The sequence below is a fragment of the Mycolicibacter hiberniae genome (assembly GCF_010729485.1).
Lineage (GTDB): Bacteria > Actinomycetota > Actinomycetes > Mycobacteriales > Mycobacteriaceae > Mycobacterium > Mycobacterium hiberniae.
Genome location: NZ_AP022609.1, coordinates 1755817 through 1775875, shown reverse-complemented (window position 1 = coordinate 1775875; position 20059 = coordinate 1755817). Strand labels below are relative to the sequence as shown.

Sequence of the window (20059 nt, the reverse complement as noted above, 5' to 3'; positions counted from 1 at the left end):
GCATGACCGCAGCGTTTGACGAAGAGGGCCTGCGCCACTGGCTGGCCGACTACCTGGTCACCAACATCGGCTGCAGCCTCGAGGACATCGATTTCGACGCGTCGCTCAACGACCTGGGCGTCGGTTCCCGTGATGCGGTGGTGCTCTGCGGCGAACTGTCCGAAGTTCTCGGCCGCAAAGTGTCGCCGGTGGAACTGTGGCAGCACCCGTCGGTGGCGGAACTGGCCAGGTTCCTGCTGGAGCCCGAAGCCGCAGACGAAGAGTGGACCCCCGAACCCGGCCGCGTCGGCACCGACGAGCCCATTGCCGTGATCGGCCTGGGTTGCCGGTTCCCCGGCGACATCAACTCACCGGACGCCTTCTGGCAGTTCCTCATCGACGGCGGCAATGCGGTGACCGAAGTGCCCGCCGATCGCTGGGAGCCCTTCGACGACGGCTCGCCGGAGACCGGCAACGCGATCGCCCGCACCACCCGCTGGGGATCGTTTCTGCGCGACATCGCCGCGTTCGACGCCGACTTCTTCGAGATCTCCAGCCGCGAAGCGGTCAAGATGGACCCGCAGCAGCGACTTCTGCTCGAAGTCGCGTGGGAAGCCCTGGAGCACGCCGGCATTCCGGCGACCTCGTTGCGCCGAAGCCAGACCGGCGTGTACGTCGGCGCCAGCATCACCGAGTACGGCTGCCACGCGTCGGCCGACCTGACCGGCGTGGACGCCTGGAGCAACGCCGGCGGGGCGCTGAGCATCATCGCCAACCGGCTGTCCTACTTCCTGGATCTGCGTGGTCCGTCGGTGACGGTGGACACCGCGTGCTCGTCCTCGCTGGTCGCACTGCACCTGGCGTGCCGGAGTCTGCGTAGCGGGGAAAGCGAGACCGCGATCGCCGGCGGGGTGAACCTGCTCATGTCCCCGGCGGTGTTCCGGGGCTTCGACCAGAGCGGGGCGCTCTCGACCACGGGGGCGTGCCACGCGTTCGACGCCGACGCCGACGGATTCGTGCGCGGCGAGGGCTGCGGCGTGGTGGTGCTCAAGCGCTTGTCCGATGCCCGCCGCGACGGCGACCGGGTGCTGGCCGTGGTGCGGGGTTCGGCTGTCAACCAGGACGGACACTCCAACGGTCTGCTCGCGCCGAACCCGGCTGCCCAGATGGCGGTGTTGCGGTCGGCCTATGCCGACGCCGGGATCGCGCCGCAGGAGGTCGACTACGTCGAAACCCATGGAACCGGAACCCTGCTGGGTGATCCGATCGAGGCGAAGGCGCTGGGAACCGTGTTGGGACGGGGTCGCTCCCCGGGGTCCCCGCTGCTGATCGGGGCGGCGAAGTCGAACATGGGCCACCTCGAGGCCGCTGCGGGCATGGTGGGCTTCATCAAGGCGGTGCTGGCGGTGCAGCGCGGGACGATTCCGAAGAACCTGCACTTCAACACGCCGAACCCGCACATCACCTTCGACCAGATGCGCTTGAAGGTCGTTGCCGAACAGCAGGACTGGCCGTCATCGGATCACCCGCGGCGGGCCGGGATCTCATCCTTCGGGTTCGGTGGCACCAACGCCCACGTGGTCATCGAGCAGGCTCCGACCGCTCGGGTCGCCGCGCGCGAAGCAGACCCGGCGGTCACCACCCTGGTGGTCTCCGGGCGCACCCCCGAACGGATCTCGGCGACCGCACGCGAGCTGGCCGACTGGCTGGCCGGCGACGGCTCCGGGGTGGCACTTGCCGACGTCGCGCACACGCTCAACCATCACCGCGCCCGGCAACCGTTGTTCGGCACGGTATGCGCCCGCGACCGCGATGCGGCGATCCGCGGGTTGCGGGCACTGGCCGACGGCAGCTCGCTCGACGAGCCGGGGTGCGGCGTCGTCGGTCCGCACGACGGCCCGTGCGGCCCCGGTACGGTGTTCGTCTACTCCGGCCAGGGCTCCCATTGGGCCGGCATGGGCCGGCAACTGCTCACCGACGAGCCGGCGTTCGCCCGGGCGCTGGCCGTGCTGGAACCGGCGTTCGTCGAACACGTCGGGTTCTCGCTGTGGGAGGTGATCTCCGGCGGCGAACCGGTCAGCGGAGACGCGCAGGTGCAGCCCGTCCTGATGGCGCTGCAATTGGCGCTGACCGAGCTGTGGCGCTCCTACGGCGTGCACCCCGACGCCGTCATCGGTCACTCCATGGGCGAAGTCACGGCCGCGGTGGTGGCCGGTGCGTTGAGCCCGGCCGACGGATTCCGGGTCATCGCCGCCCGTTCGACGCTGATGTCGCGGCAGGCCGGGCAGGGCGCGGTGGCCTCGTTGAACCTGGACGCTGCGACCACCGAGGAGCTGCTGGCCGGCTACCCGGATGTCAGCGTGGCGGGATACCTGTCACCGAAGCAGACCGTCGTGGCCGGGCCGGTGTCGCCGGTAGATGCCGTCATCGCCGCGGTGAGCGGCCAGAACAAGTTCGCCCGGCGGGTCAACATGGAGGTGGCCTCGCACACCGCGTTGATGGACCCGATCCTGCCGGAGCTGCGCGCGGCACTGGAGCACCTGACGCCCGAAGTCGCCACCATCCCGTTCTATTCGACCGTGACCGAAGCCGCCATGCCGGCCGGTGGCATGCCGATCCTGGACGCCGACTACTGGGTGGACAATGTCCGCAAGCCGGCGATGCTGACTCAGGCAGTCGCGGCCGCGGCAGCCGACTACACGACGTTCGTCGAGGTCAGCGCCCATCCGATCCTGACACACGCGATCGCCGACACCGTGGCGGCCCTCGGCGGGCATCACCACAGCGTCGGAACCTTGGTCCGCGACGGCGACGACGCCGTCAGCTTCCACACCAACCTCAACCGGACACACACCACCCAGCCGCCGCAGACGCCGCACCCGCCGGAGCCGCACCCGGTGCTGCCGCCCACCCCGTGGCGGCACAGCAGTTACTGGATCGAGCTGACTCGGCGCGCCGCCCCGGCCGCCGAGGCCGGTCAGCGGGCGGCGGGCAGCCCCGGCTCGTTGCCCGAAGACTGGTGGTGCGAGCTGACCTGGCCGGCCACCGAGGCCCCGGACGGCGGGGCGCCCGCCGAGCAGTCGTGGCTGGTGATCGGCGACCCGGACCTCGGCGCCGAACTCGCCCGCGCCGGCGGTGTGCGGGTCCTCGAGGCATCGGTGCTGGAGGCAGGCGCGGACCCCGCGACGCTGGCCGCCGCACTGGGAACCGCCACCCACGTGCTGTACGCGCCGCCGGCCACCGCGAGCGCCCTGAGTGCCGCACCGGCCTACGAGGCGTTCAACGCGGCGCGACGGCTGGCCACCGCGATGGCCGGTTCGGCCCTGGGCCCGGCGAAGCTGTTCCTGCTGACGCGCAACGCCCAGCCCGTGGGGGAGGGCGACCGGGCCAACCCGGCGCATGCGGTGCTCTGGGGGCTGGGTCGCAGCCTGGCCCTGGAGCACCCGGAGATCTGGGGCCGGGTGCTCGACGTCGACGAGTCGGTGCCCCCGGCCCTGGTCGCCGGGTACCTGCTCGCCGAGGCGGGCGCGGCCGACGACGAGGACCAGATCGTCTACCGGGCCGGTATCCGCAGGGTGCCGCGTCTGCTCGGCGGTCGTCCCAGCGGTGCGGCGCCGGTCGCCTTCGACCCCGGCAGCTGCCACGTCGTCATCGGCGCCACCGGAAACATCGGGCCGCAGCTGGTGCGCCAGCTGTCGGCCAGCGGCGCCAAGACCATCGTCGCGGTGTCCCGGCAGCCCGGCTCGCGGCTGGACGCACTGACCGCCGAGTTGGCCCCGGCCGGCACCACCTTGGTGACGGTGGCCGCCGACGCTGCCGACGAGTCCGCGATGAGCGCACTGTTCGAGCGGTTCGGCGCCGACCTGCCACCGCTGGAAGGCATCCACGTGGCGGCGTTCGCCGGCGGTCCGGTGACGTTGCGCGACATGACCGATGACGACGTCGTCACCATGTTCCGCCCGAAACTGGATGTGGTGGCGGTACTGCACAAACTGTCCCTGCGGCACCCGGTCCGCTATTTCGTGCTGTTCTCCTCGATCTCGGGCATCACCGGGTCGCGCTGGCTTGCGCACTACACGGCAACCACAACCTTCCTGGACACCTTCGCCTACGCCCGGCGTGCGGCCGGCCTGCCGGCCACGGCGATCAACTGGGGGCTGTGGAAGTCGCTGACCGACACCCAATCCGACGCCGAGCGGCAGGTGACCGTTGACTCGGGCCTGGAGCCGATGGCCGACGAAGTCGCCATCACCGCCCTGCCCCTGGTGATCGGTGCGCACAATGCCGCACGGCACACCGTGGTCGCGGCCGACTGGCCGCGGCTGATCGCCGCATACCGCACCCGGGCGGCGCTGCGCATCGCCGACGAACTGCTGGCCGTCGCGGCCTCGGCGGATGGACCCGCGGCGTCGGTCACCGAGTTCCGCCGCACCCTGGCCGAGGCCGAGCCCGAACGGCGCGCGGAGCTGCTCCGCGACCATGTCACCGACCACGTCGTCGCCGCCATGGGACTGGCATCGCGCCACGCGCTGGACCCGACTGTCGGTTTCTTCCAGGCCGGGATGGATTCGCTGATGAGCGTCACCCTGCAGCGGGCCCTGTCGGACAGCCTGGGCGAAACCCTGCCGGCAGCGGTGGTTTTCGACTATCCGACCGTTGACGCGTTGACCCAGTACCTGGCGACGATCCTGCCTGAGCTGGTGGAGGCCGCCGAACACGACAGCGCCGACGCCTACGACGACATGAGTGATGACGAGCTGCTCGCGCAGCTGTCGGAGAGGTTGAGTTGAGCGAGAAGAGTGCTGCGTCGGTGGGGGGTCCGGATCGTCGGGCGATTGTTGCTGAGGCGCTGCGCAAGATTGATGATCTGACGGCGCGGTTGGCTGTTGCCGAGGCGGGGGACAGCGAGCCGATCGCGGTGGTGGGGTTGGGGTGTCGTCTGCCGGGTGGGGTGGATGGTCCGGCTGCGTTGTGGCAGTTGTTGTGTGATGAGGGTTCGGGGATTGTTGGGGTTCCGGCGGATCGCTGGGATGCCGATGCGTTGTTTTCGTCGGATCATTCGGTTCCGGGGACGATTTGTTCTCGTGAGGGCGGGTTTTTGTCGGGGTGGCATCCGTCGGAGTTTGACGCGGAGTTTTTTGGTATTTCGCCGCGTGAGGCTGATGCGATGGATCCGCAGCAGCGGTTGTTGATGGAGGTGACCTGGGAGGCGTTGGAGCATGCCGGGATCACCCGGGAGGCGATTCGCGGTACGGCGACCGGTGTGTTTGTGGGTGTGACGACCAGTGATTATGCGGTGTTGGCTGCGGAGCGGTTGGGGCCGCGTGATGCTGATCCGTATTTTTCGTTCGGTAATGCGCCGAATTTTGCGGCGGGTCGGTTGTCGTATTTCTTGGGTGTGCATGGTCCGGCGTTGATGGTGGATACGGCGTGTTCGTCGTCGTTGGTGACGATTCATTTGGCGTGTGCGAGTTTGCGGCGTCGGGAGTCGGATCAGGCGTTGGCTGCCGGGGTGAATTTGATTTTGGCTCCGCAGAACAGTATTGCGACGTCGCGGTGGGGGATGTTGGCGCCCGATGGGCGGTGCAAGACTTTTGATGCTGCCGCCGATGGGTATGTGCGGTCTGAGGGTGCTGGGGTGGTGGTGCTCAAGCGGTTGTCGGATGCGCAGCGTGATGGTGATCGGATTCTGGCGGTGGTGCGGGGTTCGGCGGTGAATCAGGATGGGCCGTCGAGTGGTCAGACGGTGCCGTCGGGTCCGGCGCAGCAGAAGGTGGTGCGGGCTGCGTTGGCGGCGGCGCGGTTGGAGCCCGGTGATATCGACTATGTCGAGGCGCATGGGACGGGTACCGCGTTGGGTGATCCGATTGAGTTGGATGCGTTGGCGGCGGTGTTTGGTGAGCGGGGTTCGTCGGCGCCGTTGGTGTTGGGGTCGGTGAAGACCAATGTGGGGCATCTGGAGTCGGCTTCGGGTGTGGCGGGGTTCATTAAGACGGTGTTGTCGGTGCAGCGGGGTTTTATCCCGCGGCATCTGAATTTTTCGGAGTTGACGCCGAATGCGGGTGTGGGGGCGTCGAAGTTTGAGGTTGCTGGGCAGGCGATGGCTTGGCCTGCGGTGTCGCGTCCGCGTCGGGCGGGGGTGTCGTCGTTTGGGGTGTCGGGCACTAATGCGCATGTGATTGTGGAGCAGGCTCCGCAGGGGTCGGGGTGTGTTGGTGGGGAGTCGGTGGCTTCGGGGCCGGTGACGACGTTGGTGGTCTCGGGTAAGTCGCCGGCGCGGATCGCGGCGACCGCGGGGGTGCTGGCGCAGTGGCTGGCCACCGACGGCGCCGACGCCACCCTGGCCGACGTCGCGGCGACCCTGCGCGAACGGCGAAGTCGCTTCAAATACAGCGCCGGGGTATGCGCCCGGGACACCGAGCAGGCCATCGCGGGGCTCAACGCGCTGGCCGCAGGCGAGTCCGCCCCCGGCGTCATCGAGCCCCGGCCGCGGACGGCGACGTCCCGGCCGGTGTTTGTGTTTTCGGGTCAGGGTTCGCATTGGGTGGGGATGGGTCGTCGGTTGTTGGCCGAGGAGCCGGCGTTTGCTGCCGCGGTGGCGGAGTTGGAGCCGGTTTTTGTCCGGCAGGTGGGTTTTTCGCTGTGTGAGGTGCTTGAGCAGGGCCGGGAGATTTCCGGTGATGCTCAGGTGCAGCCGGTGATCATGGGGCTGCAGTTGGCGTTGGCGGCGTTGTGGCGTTCCTATGGGGTGGTTCCGGATGCGGTGATCGGGCATTCCATGGGGGAGGTGTCGGCGGCGGTGGTGGCCGGGGCGCTGACGCCCGAGCAGGGTTTGCAGGTGATCGGGGTGCGGTCGTCGTTGATGTCGCGGCAGGCCGGTCAGGGTGCGGTGGCGTTGCTGGAGTTGGATGCCGCAGCCGCCCAGGAGGTGTTGGCCGGTTATCCCGGTGTGGAGGTGGCGGGGTATCTGTCGCCGCGGCAGACGGTGGTGGCCGGTGCTCCTGCGCAGGTGGATGCGGTGATCGCTGCGGTGGCCGGTGCCGAGCGGTTTGCGCGGCGGGTCAATATGGAGGTGGCCTCGCATACCGCGTTCATGGACCCGATTCTCGCGGAGTTGCGGGCCGAATTGGCCGGGTTGCGGCCGCAGGCCCCGCAGATTCCCTTCTATTCCACCGTCGTCGACCCGGCCGGTCCCACACCGGTGCTCGATGCGGACTACTGGGCGGCCAACGTGCGCAAACCCGCACTGGTCAACCAGGCCGTCGCCGCCGCTGCGGCCGACCATGACACCTTCATCGAGATCAGCCCGCACCCCCTGCTGACCCACACCATCAGTGAAGCCGCCGAAGCCGCCACCGCCGAGCCGGTGACCGTGGGGGCAACGCTTCGCCGAGGCGACGACGAGACCCTGAGCTTCCACATCCAGCTCGCCGAACTCGGCTACCAGACCGGCGCCGGCGGGTTCGCCGAGCTGCCCACCACGCCGTGGCTGCACACTCGGCACTGGCTGCCGGCCCCCGAGCGGGCGATGCAGGCACCGGATGTCCATCCGTTGCTCGGCGTGCACGTCGAGTTGCTCACCGGCGGCGAGCACGTCTGGCAGAACGAGCTGAGCACCGCGGCGATGCCGTGGCTGGCCGAGCACCCGGTGCACGGACAGGCCGTTGCGCCCGCGGCGGCCCTGATCGAGATGGCCGTGGCCGCCGGCAGCCAGGCACTGGGCACAGCCGCCGAGTCGATCGAGGTGACCGGCCTGCAGATCGAGCAGCCGCTGGTGCTCGACGACACCACTCAGCTCACCACCACCCTGCGCGGGGCGCCCACCGAGGCACAGGTCGAGATCCACGCCCGCGCAGCCGGGGAAGCGTGGTCGCGATACGCCGTCGCCGATGTCGCCGTGGCACCGGCGCAACGCGCAGTTGAGCCGGCCCCGCAACAGCGCACGTTCACGTTGCCCGAGTGCACAGGCTCCGGCGCCCACCCGGCCTACCGGCTCCCACCGGCCGTGCTCGACGCCGCGCTGCGCCAGCTGGCGGCCGGTGTCGAGGCCGTGCAGCCCGGCCACGACGCGGACGGTGCGGGGTACGCGCCGGCCGCGGTCGCCGCGGTGCGGGTGTTCGCCCCTGCCGGACGCCCGGTGCGCGGCCACGCCGCACTGAGCGTTGCCGACGACAACGCGGTGCGGGGCCGTCTGGTGTTGACCGACGACTCGGGTGCCCCGTGCGCCGAGCTCGCCGGCATCGAGCTGCGGCCCATCGATCCGCGCTCATTGCGGGTGCCACTGGACCAGAAGACCTTCGCCACCGAGTGGGCGCCGGCGGTCACCGCGCCGGCCGGTGCCGCGGCGGCACCCGGCAGCTGGCTGCTGCTCTGCGAGCCGTCCACCGGCGAACTCGCCGAGCACCTGGCGGCACGCCTGGGCGGGCCCGACCGCACCGTGTTCACCGGGGAGTTCACCGACGGGCCCGCCCTGAACGAGGCGATCGAGCGCGCCGCCGCGGACCCCGCGCATCCACCCGCCGGCATCGTCGTCCTGCTCGAACGCAGCGAATTCGCCGGGACCACCCCGGACAGCGCACTGGCGCGGGCCCGGGAACTGGTCTGGACGGCGTGGTCGGTGGCCCGGGCAGCCGTCGCCGGCTGGACCGGGGCGTCCGCGGGCAGCAAGCCGCGACTGTGGGTGGTCAGCAGCGGTGGGCTGGCCTTCGGCGGCGACGAACCCGGCGATCCCGCCATCGGGGCGCTCAAGGGCGTGGTCCGCACCTGGCGCTTCCCCGGCGAACTCGCCCGCGTCCTCGCCGACGAGCCGGACCTGGGCGCCACCCTGGTCGACCTCGACCCTGCCCAGGACACCGCGGACCGCGCCGATGCCCTGCTGGCCGAACTGGGCGCCTCGCTGCGCGACGACGTGATCGCCTGGCGCAACGGTCAGCGCTACACCGAGCGGCTGATCCGGGCGGCGCTCGACGGCGCCGGGGATGCCCCGGGCGACGATGCCGGCCACGCCACGGTCCGTGCGGACGGCTCCTACCTGCTCACCGGTGGGCTGGGCGGCTTGGGCACCGTGGTGGCGCGCTGGCTGGCCGAGCGCGGCGCCGGACGGATCGTGCTCAACGGCCGCAGCGAGCCGTCGCAAGCCCAGCGTGCCGTGCTGGCGGAACTGGCCGCGCAGACCCAGGTCGTCTTCGTCGCCGGCGACATCAGCGCACCGGGTGTGGCCGAGCGGCTGGTGGCCGCCGCGCAGGAGACGGGCCGGCCGTTGCGCGGCGTCGTCCACGCCGCCGGCGTGCTGGGGGATGGCCTGGTGAGCGCCGTGACGCCCGAGAGCCTGGCCGATGTCTGGTCGGCCAAAGCCGTCGGCGCCGCCCGCCTGCACGCGGCCACCGCAACCGCCGAGCTCGACTGGTGGGTGGGCTTTTCCTCCATGGCCGCCCTGCTGGGGCTGCCCGGCCAGCTCGGCTACGCCACCTCCAATGCCTGGCTGGACGCCCTGATGGCGTGGCGGCACGCCTCCGGGCTGCCCGCGACCGCCATCAACTGGGGCCAGTGGTCCGATGTGGGGCTGGGCCGGTCGATGACGCTCAGCGTGCTGGACCCGATCAACCCGGACGAAGGCATCGAGGCGCTCGACGCGGTGCTGGCGCCCGACGCCGGTGGGATCGGCGCCCGGGTCGGGGTGGGACGGCTGCGCATCGACCGCGCGGTCGCAACGTCGCCCGAATTCCGTGACCTGACTTTCTTCGAGTCGCTCGTAGCCGAAGCCGACGTGGCAATCGGTGCTGCTGAGGCCGGTGAGGTTTCCGTGGGCGGCGGCGCCGACACCTCGGCTACCGGCGAGCCGGACTGGGCGGCCATTCCCGCCGACCAGAGGCGCGATGAGCTGGTGGTCAGGCTGCAGGCTATCTTGGCTCGCGAACTGCGCACGGCGGTGACGGCGATCGATGTGGACCAGCCCTTCCCGGAGATGGGGCTGGATTCGATGATCGCGATGACCGTGCTGAAAGAGACACAACAGTTGGTCGGGGTGGATTTGTCGGCGTCAATGCTGTGGAATCACCCCAGCATCTCAGCGTTGGCGACGCACCTGGTGGGGCTGCTGGCGTCGCACTACGCCGAGCCGGACAGCACAGCAGGTCACGACGACGACGATCTGGGGTTCGGCTCATCCGGCGGCGTGCTGGATGAGTTGTTCGATCAGGTCGAGTCGGCTTCGACCGGGAGCGAGAGCGGTATTTATTGATGACGACGATCTTCAACAGGATCTCGGCCATGAGCGCCGAGAAACGGGGGGCGCTGACCGAGCAGTTCGACAAGGCGTCGCGGATCGCGGCCGCCGAGCCGATCGCGGTGGTGGGGATCGGCTGCCGCTTCCCGGGTGGCGCCTCGGGCCCGGACGCCTACTGGGACCTGTTGAAGACCGCTCGCGACGGCATCACCGAGATCCCCGCGGATCGCTGGGACGCCGAGGAGTACTACGACCCGGACCCGCTGGCACCGGGCCGGATGTCATCGAAGTGGGGCGGGTTCCTCTCCGATGTCGCCGGGTTCGACGCCGACTTCTTCGGCATCTCGCCGCGCGAAGCCGAGGCCATGGACCCCCAACAGCGCCTGATGCTGGAAGTGGCCTGGGAAGCACTCGAACACGCCGGGATGCCGCCGGCAACCCTGTCCGGCATCCGGTCCGCGGTCATGATGGGCGTGTACTACACCGAGTACCAAGGAATTTCAGCGGCCAACCCGGATGCCATCGACGGCTACTCGGCCACCGGTAACGCGCACGCCGTCGCGGTGGGCCGGATCGCCTACCTGTTGGGTCTGCGCGGACCGGCCGTGGCGATGGACTCGGCGTGCTCGTCATCGCTGGTCACCATCCACATGGCCTGCCAGAGTCTGCGCCTGCGCGAGAGCGACCTGGCCCTGGCCGGCGGCGTCAGCCTGATCCTGCGGCCGGAAACCCAGATCGCCATGGCGAAGTGGGGAATGCTGTCCCCACGCGGCCGATGCCACACCTTCGACGCCGGAGCGGACGGCTTCGTGCGTGGTGAAGGGGCGGGAGTCGTGGTCCTCAAACGCCTGACCGACGCCATCCGCGACGGCGACCGGGTGCTCGCGGTGGTGCGCGGCTCGGCGATCAACCAGGACGGACGGTCCAACGGCTTGACCGCCCCGAACACCATCGCCCAGATCGACGCGATCACCCGCGCACTGCGCAGCGCCGACGTCGCCGCCAACTCGGTGAACCTGATCGAAACCCACGGCACGGGAACGGCTTTGGGTGACCCCATCGAATTCGAGGCCTTAGCCGACGTCTACGGGCGCGGTGCGGCGAAATGCGCACTCGGTGCGGTCAAGACCAATATCGGACACCTGGAGGCAGCCGCCGGGATCGCCGGATTCATCAAGGCCGCGCTGTCGGTTCAGCGCGGACAGATCCCGCCGAACCGCAACTTCTCCACCTGGAACCCGGCGATCGACCCGAGTCCCACACGGCTGTTCGTGCCCACCGAGATGACCCCGTGGCCGGCCACCGAGGGGCCGCGCCGCGCCGCGGTCTCCTCGTTCGGGCTCGGCGGAACCAACGCGCACGTCGTGCTCGAGCAGGGACCCGACCCGGTCCCGTCGCCCGCACCGGCCGAGCCGGTCGCCACTTTGGTGGTGTCGGGCAAGACCGAGCAGCGGGTGGCGGAATGGGCCGCCACACTGGCTGACTGGATCGCCGGCCCGGGCGCCACGGTCCCGCTGGCCGACATCGCCCGCACGCTCAACCACCACCGCAGCCGGTACGCCAAGTTCGCCACCGTCTGTGCCCGCGACACCGAGCAGGCGCTGGCCGGGCTGCGGGCGGTCGCCGGCGGCTACCCGGCACCCGGAGTGGTCGGCACGCGCGCCGAATCCCGCGGCAAGGGCACCGTGTTCCTCTACTCGGGCCAGGGATCCCAATGGGCCGGGATGGGCCGGCAGCTGCTGATCGACGAGCCGGCCTTCGCCGCCGCCGTCGACGAGCTCGAGCCGGATTTCGTTGCCCAGGTCGGGTTCTCGCTGCGCGGGGTGCTGGAATCCGGAGAGCCGGTGGTCGGTATCGACCGCATTCAGCCGGTGCTGGTGGGCATGCAGCTGGCGCTGACCGCACTGTGGCGGTCCCACGGAGTCGAACCGGATGCGGTGATCGGGCATTCGATGGGCGAGGTGGCCGCCGCCGTGGTGGCCGGTGCGCTGAGCCCCGCCGACGGCCTCAAAGTGATCGCCACCCGGTCCAGGCTGATGGCGCGGTTGTCCGGGCAGGGCGCGATGGCGCTGCTGGAGCTCGACGCCGAGGCCGCCGAGAAGCTGGTCGCCGAGCACCCGGACATCGCCGTGGCCGTGTACGCAGCACCCCAGCAGACCGTGATCGCCGGCCCGCCGGACCAGGTCGACGCGGTGGTCGCGGTGGTGGACGCCCAGGGCAAGCTGGCCCGGCGCGTCGAGGTGGACGTGGCATCGCACCACCGGACCGTGGACCCGATCCTCGAGGAGCTGCGCACCGCGCTGACTGACCTCAAGCCGTCGGCGCCGAAGATCCCGCTGATCAGCACTGTGGGCCAAACGGCAACCGAGACACCGACGTTCGATGCCGACTACTGGGTGCGCAATTTGCGTAACCCGGTGCGGTTCGGCCGGGCCGTGACCGCCGCCGCCGCCGGCCACGCCACCTTCGTCGAGGTCAGCCCGCATCCGTTGCTCAGCCACGCCATCAACGGCAACCTCGAGACGGCGCGGCCCGCCGGCGACAGCACCGTGACGGGCACCCTGCTGCGCGACCAGCCCGAGGCCCTGAGCTTCCACACCAACCTGGCCGCCGCCGCGCCGCCACCGGCGCAGGCGCCGCAACCCGACGGTGGCCTGGGTCGCGTCGACCTCCCGGCGCGGCCGTGGCAGCACGTTCGGTACTGGGCGGCACCGGTGGCGTCCAACCGCAACTCCGCCGACGCGCATCCGCTGTTGGGTACACACGTAGAGCTTCCGTCCGGACACGGTCACGTCTGGCAGGCCGACGTGGGCACCGAGCTCGTCGCGTGGATGGCCCACCACAAGGTGCACGGCCAGATCGTCATGCCGGCCACCGGGTTTGCCGAGATGGCGCTGGCGGCGGCCGGACAGGCGCTGGGCCTGCCGCCCTCCGCGATCGCGGTGGACCGGGTCGAAGTCGAACAGATGCTGCGCGTCGATGAGCGGACCGAGGTGACCACCCGGCTGCTGCACGACACCGATGGCTCCGACGAGCTGCGCATCGAGATACATTCCCGTCCCGCCGGCGGTGGTTGGTCGAGGCACGCCGTCGCCCGGGCCGTGGCCGCACCGGCCACGCAACCGCAGCCTCGCGCGGCGGCACCGGCGAGCGGGGGCACCGCGCTGTCCCCGGCGGACCTCTACACGGCGCTGCGCCGTACCGGTCTGCAGCACGGCCCGGCGTTCGCGGCGCTAACCCGCATCGTGCGCAAACCCGGTGGCATATCGGAGGCCGAGATCGTGCTGCCCGACGAGGCGACCGGGCACCGCGGCTACCGCATCCACCCGGTGATGCTCGACGCCGCCCTGCAATGCCTGGCCGCCGCGCTGCCCGACGAGTCGCTGAGCGGAGCCTCCGACGCCACCTACCTGCCGGTGGCCGTGGAGACCATCCGGGTCTTCGGCGATGTCGGCCGGCGCGCCCGCGGCCACGCCGAGGTGCTCAACCACGACGACGACGGGATCACCGGGCGCGTCACCCTGACCGACGACACCGGCACGGTCACCGCCGAGCTCTCCGGGATCTACCTGCAGCGCGTGCAGCGGCGCACCGTCCCGTTGCCGCTGAGCCAGAAGATCTTCGACACCGAGTGGCTCGAGGCTCCCGGCCCCGCTCAGCCCCCGGCAGCCGCCGGCGGAAGCTGGCTGGTGCTCACCGAAGGATCTGAAAGTGAAGCCCTGGCAGCCGATTTCGCTGCACGGTTCAGCTCGCCGGAGCGCCGCGTGATCACCGCGGACCTGACCAGCGAACAAGCGGTGCGGGAGGCCTTCGCGCAGACCGCCGGCGACCCCGACCGGCCCCCGGTGGGCGTCGTCGTGCTGGCCGCCCGCGGCGACTTCGACGGCACGGAGGCGGGCGACGATCCGGCCCGCGGTCGCGACCTGGCCTGGTCGGTCGCCTCGACGGTGCGCACCATTGTCGGGGGCTGGCACGGCACGGCGCCCCGGCTGTGGCTGGTGGGCCGCAACGGCCTGACCGTCGACGCCGAGCAGCCGGAGCACGGCGATCCGTCGATCTGCGCCCTCAAGGGCCTGGTGCGGGTGCTGGCCTATGAGCACCCCGATCTGCACACCGCCCTGGTCGACATCGACGCCCGCTCCGACGGCGCCGACCCGGTGGCGGCGTTGATCGCCGAGCTGGGACTGGCCGGCACCGACGATGTGGTGGCCTGGCGCGGCGCGAACCGCTATGTCGAACGGCTCAAGCGGGCCAGCCTGACCGCGACGGGCGCCCCGGTCGTGCGGCGTGACGGCGCCTATGTGCTGACCGGCGGTCTGGGCGGCATCGGACTGGTCGTCGCCCGTTGGCTGATCGATCACGGCGCTGCGCGGATCGTGCTCAACAGCCGCTCGCAGCCCTCCGAGGAGCAGCGTGCCGTGCTGTCCGAGCTCGAACAGCGGGCGCAGGTCGCCGTCGTCTCCGGTGATCTGGCCGCGCCCGGTGTCGCCGAGAGCCTGGTCGCCGCCGCCGAGGAGACCGGGTGTGCGCTGCGCGGTGTGATCCACGGCGCGGCCGTCATCGACGATCAGATCGTGGTCGGCATCGACAAGGAGACGCTGGGCCGGGTGTGGGCGCCCAAGGCGTCGGCGGCGCTGCGGCTGCATGTGGCGACCGCCGGCAAGGACCTGGACTGGTGGGTCGGGTTCTCCTCGACGTCGTCGCTGCTGGGCGCCCCGGGCCAGGCGGCCTATGCCGCGGCCAGCGCCTGGCTGGACGGCCTGGTGGCGTGGCGGCGGGCCGCCGGGCTGCCGGCGATCACCATCAACTGGGGCCAGTGGTCCGGGGTGGGCGTCGCCCAGGAGCTGAAGTTCAGTGCGCTGGACCCGATCAGCCCCGATGAGGGCATGGAGGCGCTGGAGGCGATCCTCGGCGGTGATCTCGGCCGGATCGGCGTCGCGCGGCTGCGGCTGGACCGGGTGGCCGCGGCCTTCCCGGAGTTGCAGCAGCTCGGATATTTCGCCACCCTGGCCGAGGAGCTCGACCTCGATGCCGAGGACGACGACTGGCCCGGCCCCGAGGGGCTCAAGCAGCTCGACGCGGCCGAGGCCGCCAAGGCGGTCGTGGCCCGGCTGGGTTCGCGCATCATGGCGATCATGGGCTACCCCAAGGGCAGCGCCATCGACCCGGGGCGGCCGTTGACCGAGCTCGGAATGGATTCACTGATGGCCGTGCGCATCCGCAACACCGTGCGGGGCGACTTCGGGGCGGAGCCGCCGGTGGCGCTGCTGCTGCAAGGAGCCTCACTGACCGATCTGGCCGCCGACCTGTCCCGCCAACTCGGTCTGGCGGCGCAGGAAGGCGCAGACGGCGACGGCGACGCCGGGGGCGTTCGGAGCCGGGCCCAGCAGCGTGCCGCGGCGCGGCAGCGTGCGGCGGCGCGGCGGAAAGTAGGAGATCGTTCGTGACCAACAATGAAGTGCCGCCCAACGCGATCGCGGTCGTCGGCATGGCCGGGCGCTTTCCGGGCGCCCGCAGCCTGACCGGCTTCTGGGACAACCTGCGCAACGGCACCGAATCCATCGTCACGCTGTCCGAGGACGAACTGCGTGCCAGCGGCGTGAGCGACAAGGCGCTGGCCAACCACAACTACGTGCGGCGCGCGGCGCTGCTGGAGGGCATCGAGGAGTTCGATGCGGGTTTCTTCGGGTTCACCCCGCAGGCCGCTCGCACCATGGACCCGCAGCACCGGCTGTTCCTGCAGACCGCGTGGCACGCCTTGGAGGACGCCGGATACCAGCCCGGCGAGATCGAGGGCTCCGTCGGCGTCTACGGCACCAGCACCACCAGCGGCTACCTGCTGCACAACCTGATGTCGCACTACGATCCGAACCTGATCATCGGGCAGGGTGTCAGCTTCGAGATGGTCAACCTGTCTCTGCAGAACGACAAGGACTATCTGGCCACCCGGGTGGCCCATCAGCTCAACCTGCACGGCCCTGCACTGTCGGTGCAGACGGCCTGCTCGTCGGCGCTGGTCGCGCTGCACCTGGCCTGCCAGAGCATTCTCAACGGCGAATGCGACATGGCGCTGGCCGGCGGTTCCTCGCTGCGCGTGCCGCATCACGTCGGCTACTGGCACGAGCCCGGTTCGATGGTGTCGGGCACCGGGCACTGCCGGCCGTTCGACGTCCGGGCCGACGGCACCATCTTCGCCAGCGGCGTCGGGGTGGTGGTGCTCAAGGCATTGGCCGACGCGGTCGAGGACGGGGATCGCATCCACGCGGTGATCCGGGGCTCGGCGCTGAACAACGACGGCGCCACCAAGATGACCTACGCGGCGCCCACCGCCGCCGGTCAGGCCGACGTGATCGCCGAAGCGCACGCGGTCGCCGAGGTGGACGCCTCCACCATCAGCTACATCGAATCGCACGGCACCGGCACCCCGCTGGGCGACCCGATCGAGATCGAGGGCCTGCGACAGGCTTTCGCGGTCTCCGAGCAGCCCCGCACCGGGCCCTGCTACGTGGGATCGGTGAAGTCCAACATCGGGCACCTGGAGTCGGCGGCCGGCATCGCCAGCCTGATCAAGACCATCCTGTGCCTCAAGCACCGGGCGATCCCGGCCACGCTGCACTACACCAGCCCCAACCCCGAACTGCACCTCGACGACGGACCCTTCCGGATCCGCAGCGAGTACGGTCCCTGGGAATCCGACGGCATCCGGCGCGCCGGGGTCAGCTCGTTCGGCGTCGGCGGCACCAACGCCCACGTGATCGTCGAAGAGTGGCCCGAAGACGTCCCGGCCGACGCGCCAGCCGCCCCGCGGCCCGGGCCCGAGGTGCTGCTGCTGTCGGCACGCACCGCCGACGCGTTGGCGCAGGGCCGCTCGGAGCTGGCGGCCGAGCTGTCGGCCGCCGGTGCCGAGGCGTCCGACGCGCCGGATCTGCACGACGTGGCCTACACGCTGGCCGAGCGGCACCCGCACACCCTGCGCCTGGCCGCGGTCGTCGCCGACCGCGCCGACGCGGTGGCGGTGCTGGGCGCCGAGGAGAGCGAGAACGTCTTCATCGGCGAGGGCGTGGACCCCGCCGACGTGGCCGCCGAGGACAGGGTGGTGTTCCTGTTCCCCGGACAGGGCGCCCAGCACATCGGGATGGCGCGCGGGCTCTACGACAACGAACCGGTGTTCGCCGAGTACTTCGACCGCTGCGCGGCCGGCTTCGAGGCGGAGCTGGGCTACGACCTGCGCTCGATGATCTTCGAGGGCACCTCCCGTGACCTCGAACGCACCGATCGCACCCAGCCTGCGCTGTTCACCGTGGAATACGCCCTCGCCAAACTGGTCGAGAGCTACGGTGTGCGCCCGGCCGCGTTGATCGGCCACAGCATCGGCGAATACGCCGCGGCCACCGTCGCCGGTGTCTTCGACCTCGACACCGCGATCAAGGTGGTGGCGATGCGGGCCCGGCTGATGCACGCCGCGCCGCGCGGCGTGATGGTGGCCGTGCCGGTCAGCGCCGAGGCGGTCGGTGCCTATCTGACCGGTGACGTCGACCTGGCCGCGGTCAACGACCCGGACGGCTGCGTGGTGGCCGGGGCCGAGTCCGATATCCGCGAGTTCACCGACCGGCTCAAGCAGGCCGGTATCAACGCGCGCCGAGTGCGGACCTCACACGCCTTCCACTCCCGCCTGATGGACTCGATGATCTCGGAGTTCACCGCGTTCCTGTCCCGGCAGACGCTGCACGAACCGCAGCTTCCGCTGCTGTCGAACCTGACCGGCACGTGGCTGGCGCCCAGTGAGGCGACGAACCCTGCGACGTGGGCGCGCAGCGTGCGGGCCACCGTCCGGTTCGCCGACGAGATCGATGTCGTGCTGGGCGACCCGTACCGGGTCTTGGTCGAGGTCGGTCCGGGGGCCACGCTGACCGCGTCCGCGGCCCGCAACTCGAAGTTCGCGAGCGGGCATCGGGCCGTGCGCCTGATGCGCCACCACGCCCAGAACCGCGACGACCGCGATACCTTCCTGCTGGCACTCGGCCAGCTCTGGGCCGCCGGGGTGGAGGTGGACTGGTCGCTGTTGCGCGGGGATTACCAGCCCAAACGCGTCACTGTTCCGGGCTATCCCTTTGAGCGGCAACGTCATTGGCTTGAGCACAATGCGAACGCCACCTGGGTGTCCGGCGGCGCGAGCGCGGCTGGTGCCGCCGCGGGCGCTCCGGGCGGGGACACCGCGGCCAGCGGTGAGTCGATAGAGGCGACACTGCAACGCATTTGGGCGCTGTGCCTGGGTGTCGGCTCGGTGGATCGCACGGCCAACTTCTTCGACGTCGGCGGGGACTCCCTGGTGGCGATCAGCGTCGCCATGGCCGCGTCGCACGAGGGGTTCGACCTGACCCCGCAGGACCTCTACGACAACCCGACGGTGGCGGCGCTGGCCAAGGCGCTCACCGCCCGGTATGCCGCCGGCGGCCTGGGCCGTCAGTCGCCCGGTGCGGTCGAGCACCCGCCGGTGCCGCCCAACATCGCCTACTTCCTGGAAAACGGTGTTCGCGAGCACGGGCGCTGGCGTATCCCGGTGGTGCTGCGGTTGCGGCCCGACATCTCGGCCGATGACGTGCGATCCGTGCTGTCGGCGGTGGTCAACCACCATGAGGCGCTGCGTCTGCGTATCACCGAGCGGGCCGGCACCTGGGAGCAGCGGATCGTCGAGCCCGGCGACTTCGGCGAGATCAGCATCCACAACCTGCCGGAGGGCCTGACCGCAGAGGACGACGCGGTGCGCACGCTGCTCGCCGAGCACATCCGCGAGCAGGACCTGTCCAGCCCACCGCTGACGGCACTGTATGTGCGGGGCGCGGCGGGCGATCTGTGCTACCTGGCGCTGAGCCTGCACGCCGCCGTCGGCGACGAGGCCTCCCGCGACATTCTGCTCACCGATATCTTCACCGCGTTCGGGCAGCAGCTGGGTGGCAACGACATCGAACTGCAGCCGGTCGGGGTCGGCTGGGCCGAGTGGTCGCAGCGGTGCGCCGGACTCGCGACCCACCCGGCGGTGCTGGGGAGTCGCGAGTTCTGGTTGCAGACAACGCAATCAGCGACGCTGCGGGTGGCCGCCGAAGCCGCCGAGCCTCCGGCGGCCGCCGACCTGTGCACGCTGTCCACAGCACTGCCCGCCGTGGACACCAGCGAGATCGACGACGCGCGGCGGCGGCTGCGCCTGCCGATCAACGAGATCCTGCTGGCCGGGTTGGGCCGGGCGGTGGCATCGGCGCTCGGTGCGGGCAGCATCGCGGTCGACATGGGGGGAGCGGGCCGGTCGGTGCTCAAGCCCGATGTCGACCTGCGGCGCACCGTGGGCTGGTTCACCACGATCTATCCGGTCGCACTGAGCTGCTCGCCGGCCGGGCAGACATCCGCGCGGCAGCTGCTGGACTCGGTCCACGAAGCCGTGGACGGCGTCCCGCATTACGGGATCGGCTACGGACTGCTGCGCTACCTGTACGCACCGACGGCGCGGCGCCTGGCCTCGGTCGCCCCGGCTGACATTCACTTCGCCTACCTCGGGGCGATCCCCGAGCCGCCGTCGCTCGGCGACTCCCCGGTGCAGTTCGACCCCGATACCGCGATGCCGGTGCGCGAGGCGATCGCGGGACTGGGGCACGCACTGGAGCTGCGGGCCTACCGGACCGGCGGGGTGCTGCACGTGGACTGGTGGTTCGACAGCCGCCGCATCGAGGAGTCCGTGGTGCGTTCGCTCGCCGACGGGTTCACCGCGGCGGTGATGGAGCTGGTCCGCGAGGCCATCGCCGAACACGACTCGGAGTCCGCCGCCCAAGACGGCGAAATGACTCTGGTCGAGTTGTCGTAGAG

4 protein-coding genes are annotated in these 20059 nt (G+C 70.7%); all 4 read left to right on the top strand.

Annotation, left to right across the window (positions count from 1 at the left end):
• Positions 1-2: 2 nt before the first annotated feature.
• The 4 genes from G6N14_RS08265 to G6N14_RS08250 are packed head-to-tail and all read left to right on the top strand — an operon-like array spanning position 3 to position 20057.
• Complete coding sequence (locus tag G6N14_RS08265) at positions 3-4769, top strand: type I polyketide synthase (RefSeq protein WP_085137931.1); 4767 nt, start codon at positions 3-5, stop codon at positions 4767-4769.
• Between the two features lie 20 nt (positions 4770-4789).
• On the top strand, positions 4790-10219 hold the full coding sequence (locus G6N14_RS08260) for a type I polyketide synthase (RefSeq protein ID WP_268967494.1): 5430 nt from the start codon (positions 4790-4792) through the stop codon (positions 10217-10219).
• Positions 10219-15651, top strand: a complete 5433-nt coding sequence (locus tag G6N14_RS08255; RefSeq protein WP_085135432.1) for a type I polyketide synthase — start codon at positions 10219-10221, stop codon at positions 15649-15651. Before G6N14_RS08260 ends, G6N14_RS08255 begins: the two co-directional genes overlap by 1 nt.
• Positions 15648-20057 carry a type I polyketide synthase gene (locus tag G6N14_RS08250; RefSeq protein WP_268967486.1) on the top strand — a complete coding sequence of 1470 codons (4410 nt, stop codon included), beginning with the start codon at positions 15648-15650 and terminating at the stop codon, positions 20055-20057. Before G6N14_RS08255 ends, G6N14_RS08250 begins: the two co-directional genes overlap by 4 nt.
• The last annotated feature ends 2 nt before the right edge of the window (positions 20058-20059 follow it).

Bases quoted from the DNA above. Each gene is read 5' to 3' on its own strand.
- G6N14_RS08265 (WP_085137931.1), top strand. From the start codon at position 3: ATGACCGCAGCGTTTGACGAAGAGGGCCTGCGCCACTGGCTGGCCGAC.
- G6N14_RS08255 (WP_085135432.1), top strand. From the start codon at position 10,219: ATGACGACGATCTTCAACAGGATCTCGGCCATGAGCGCCGAGAAACGG.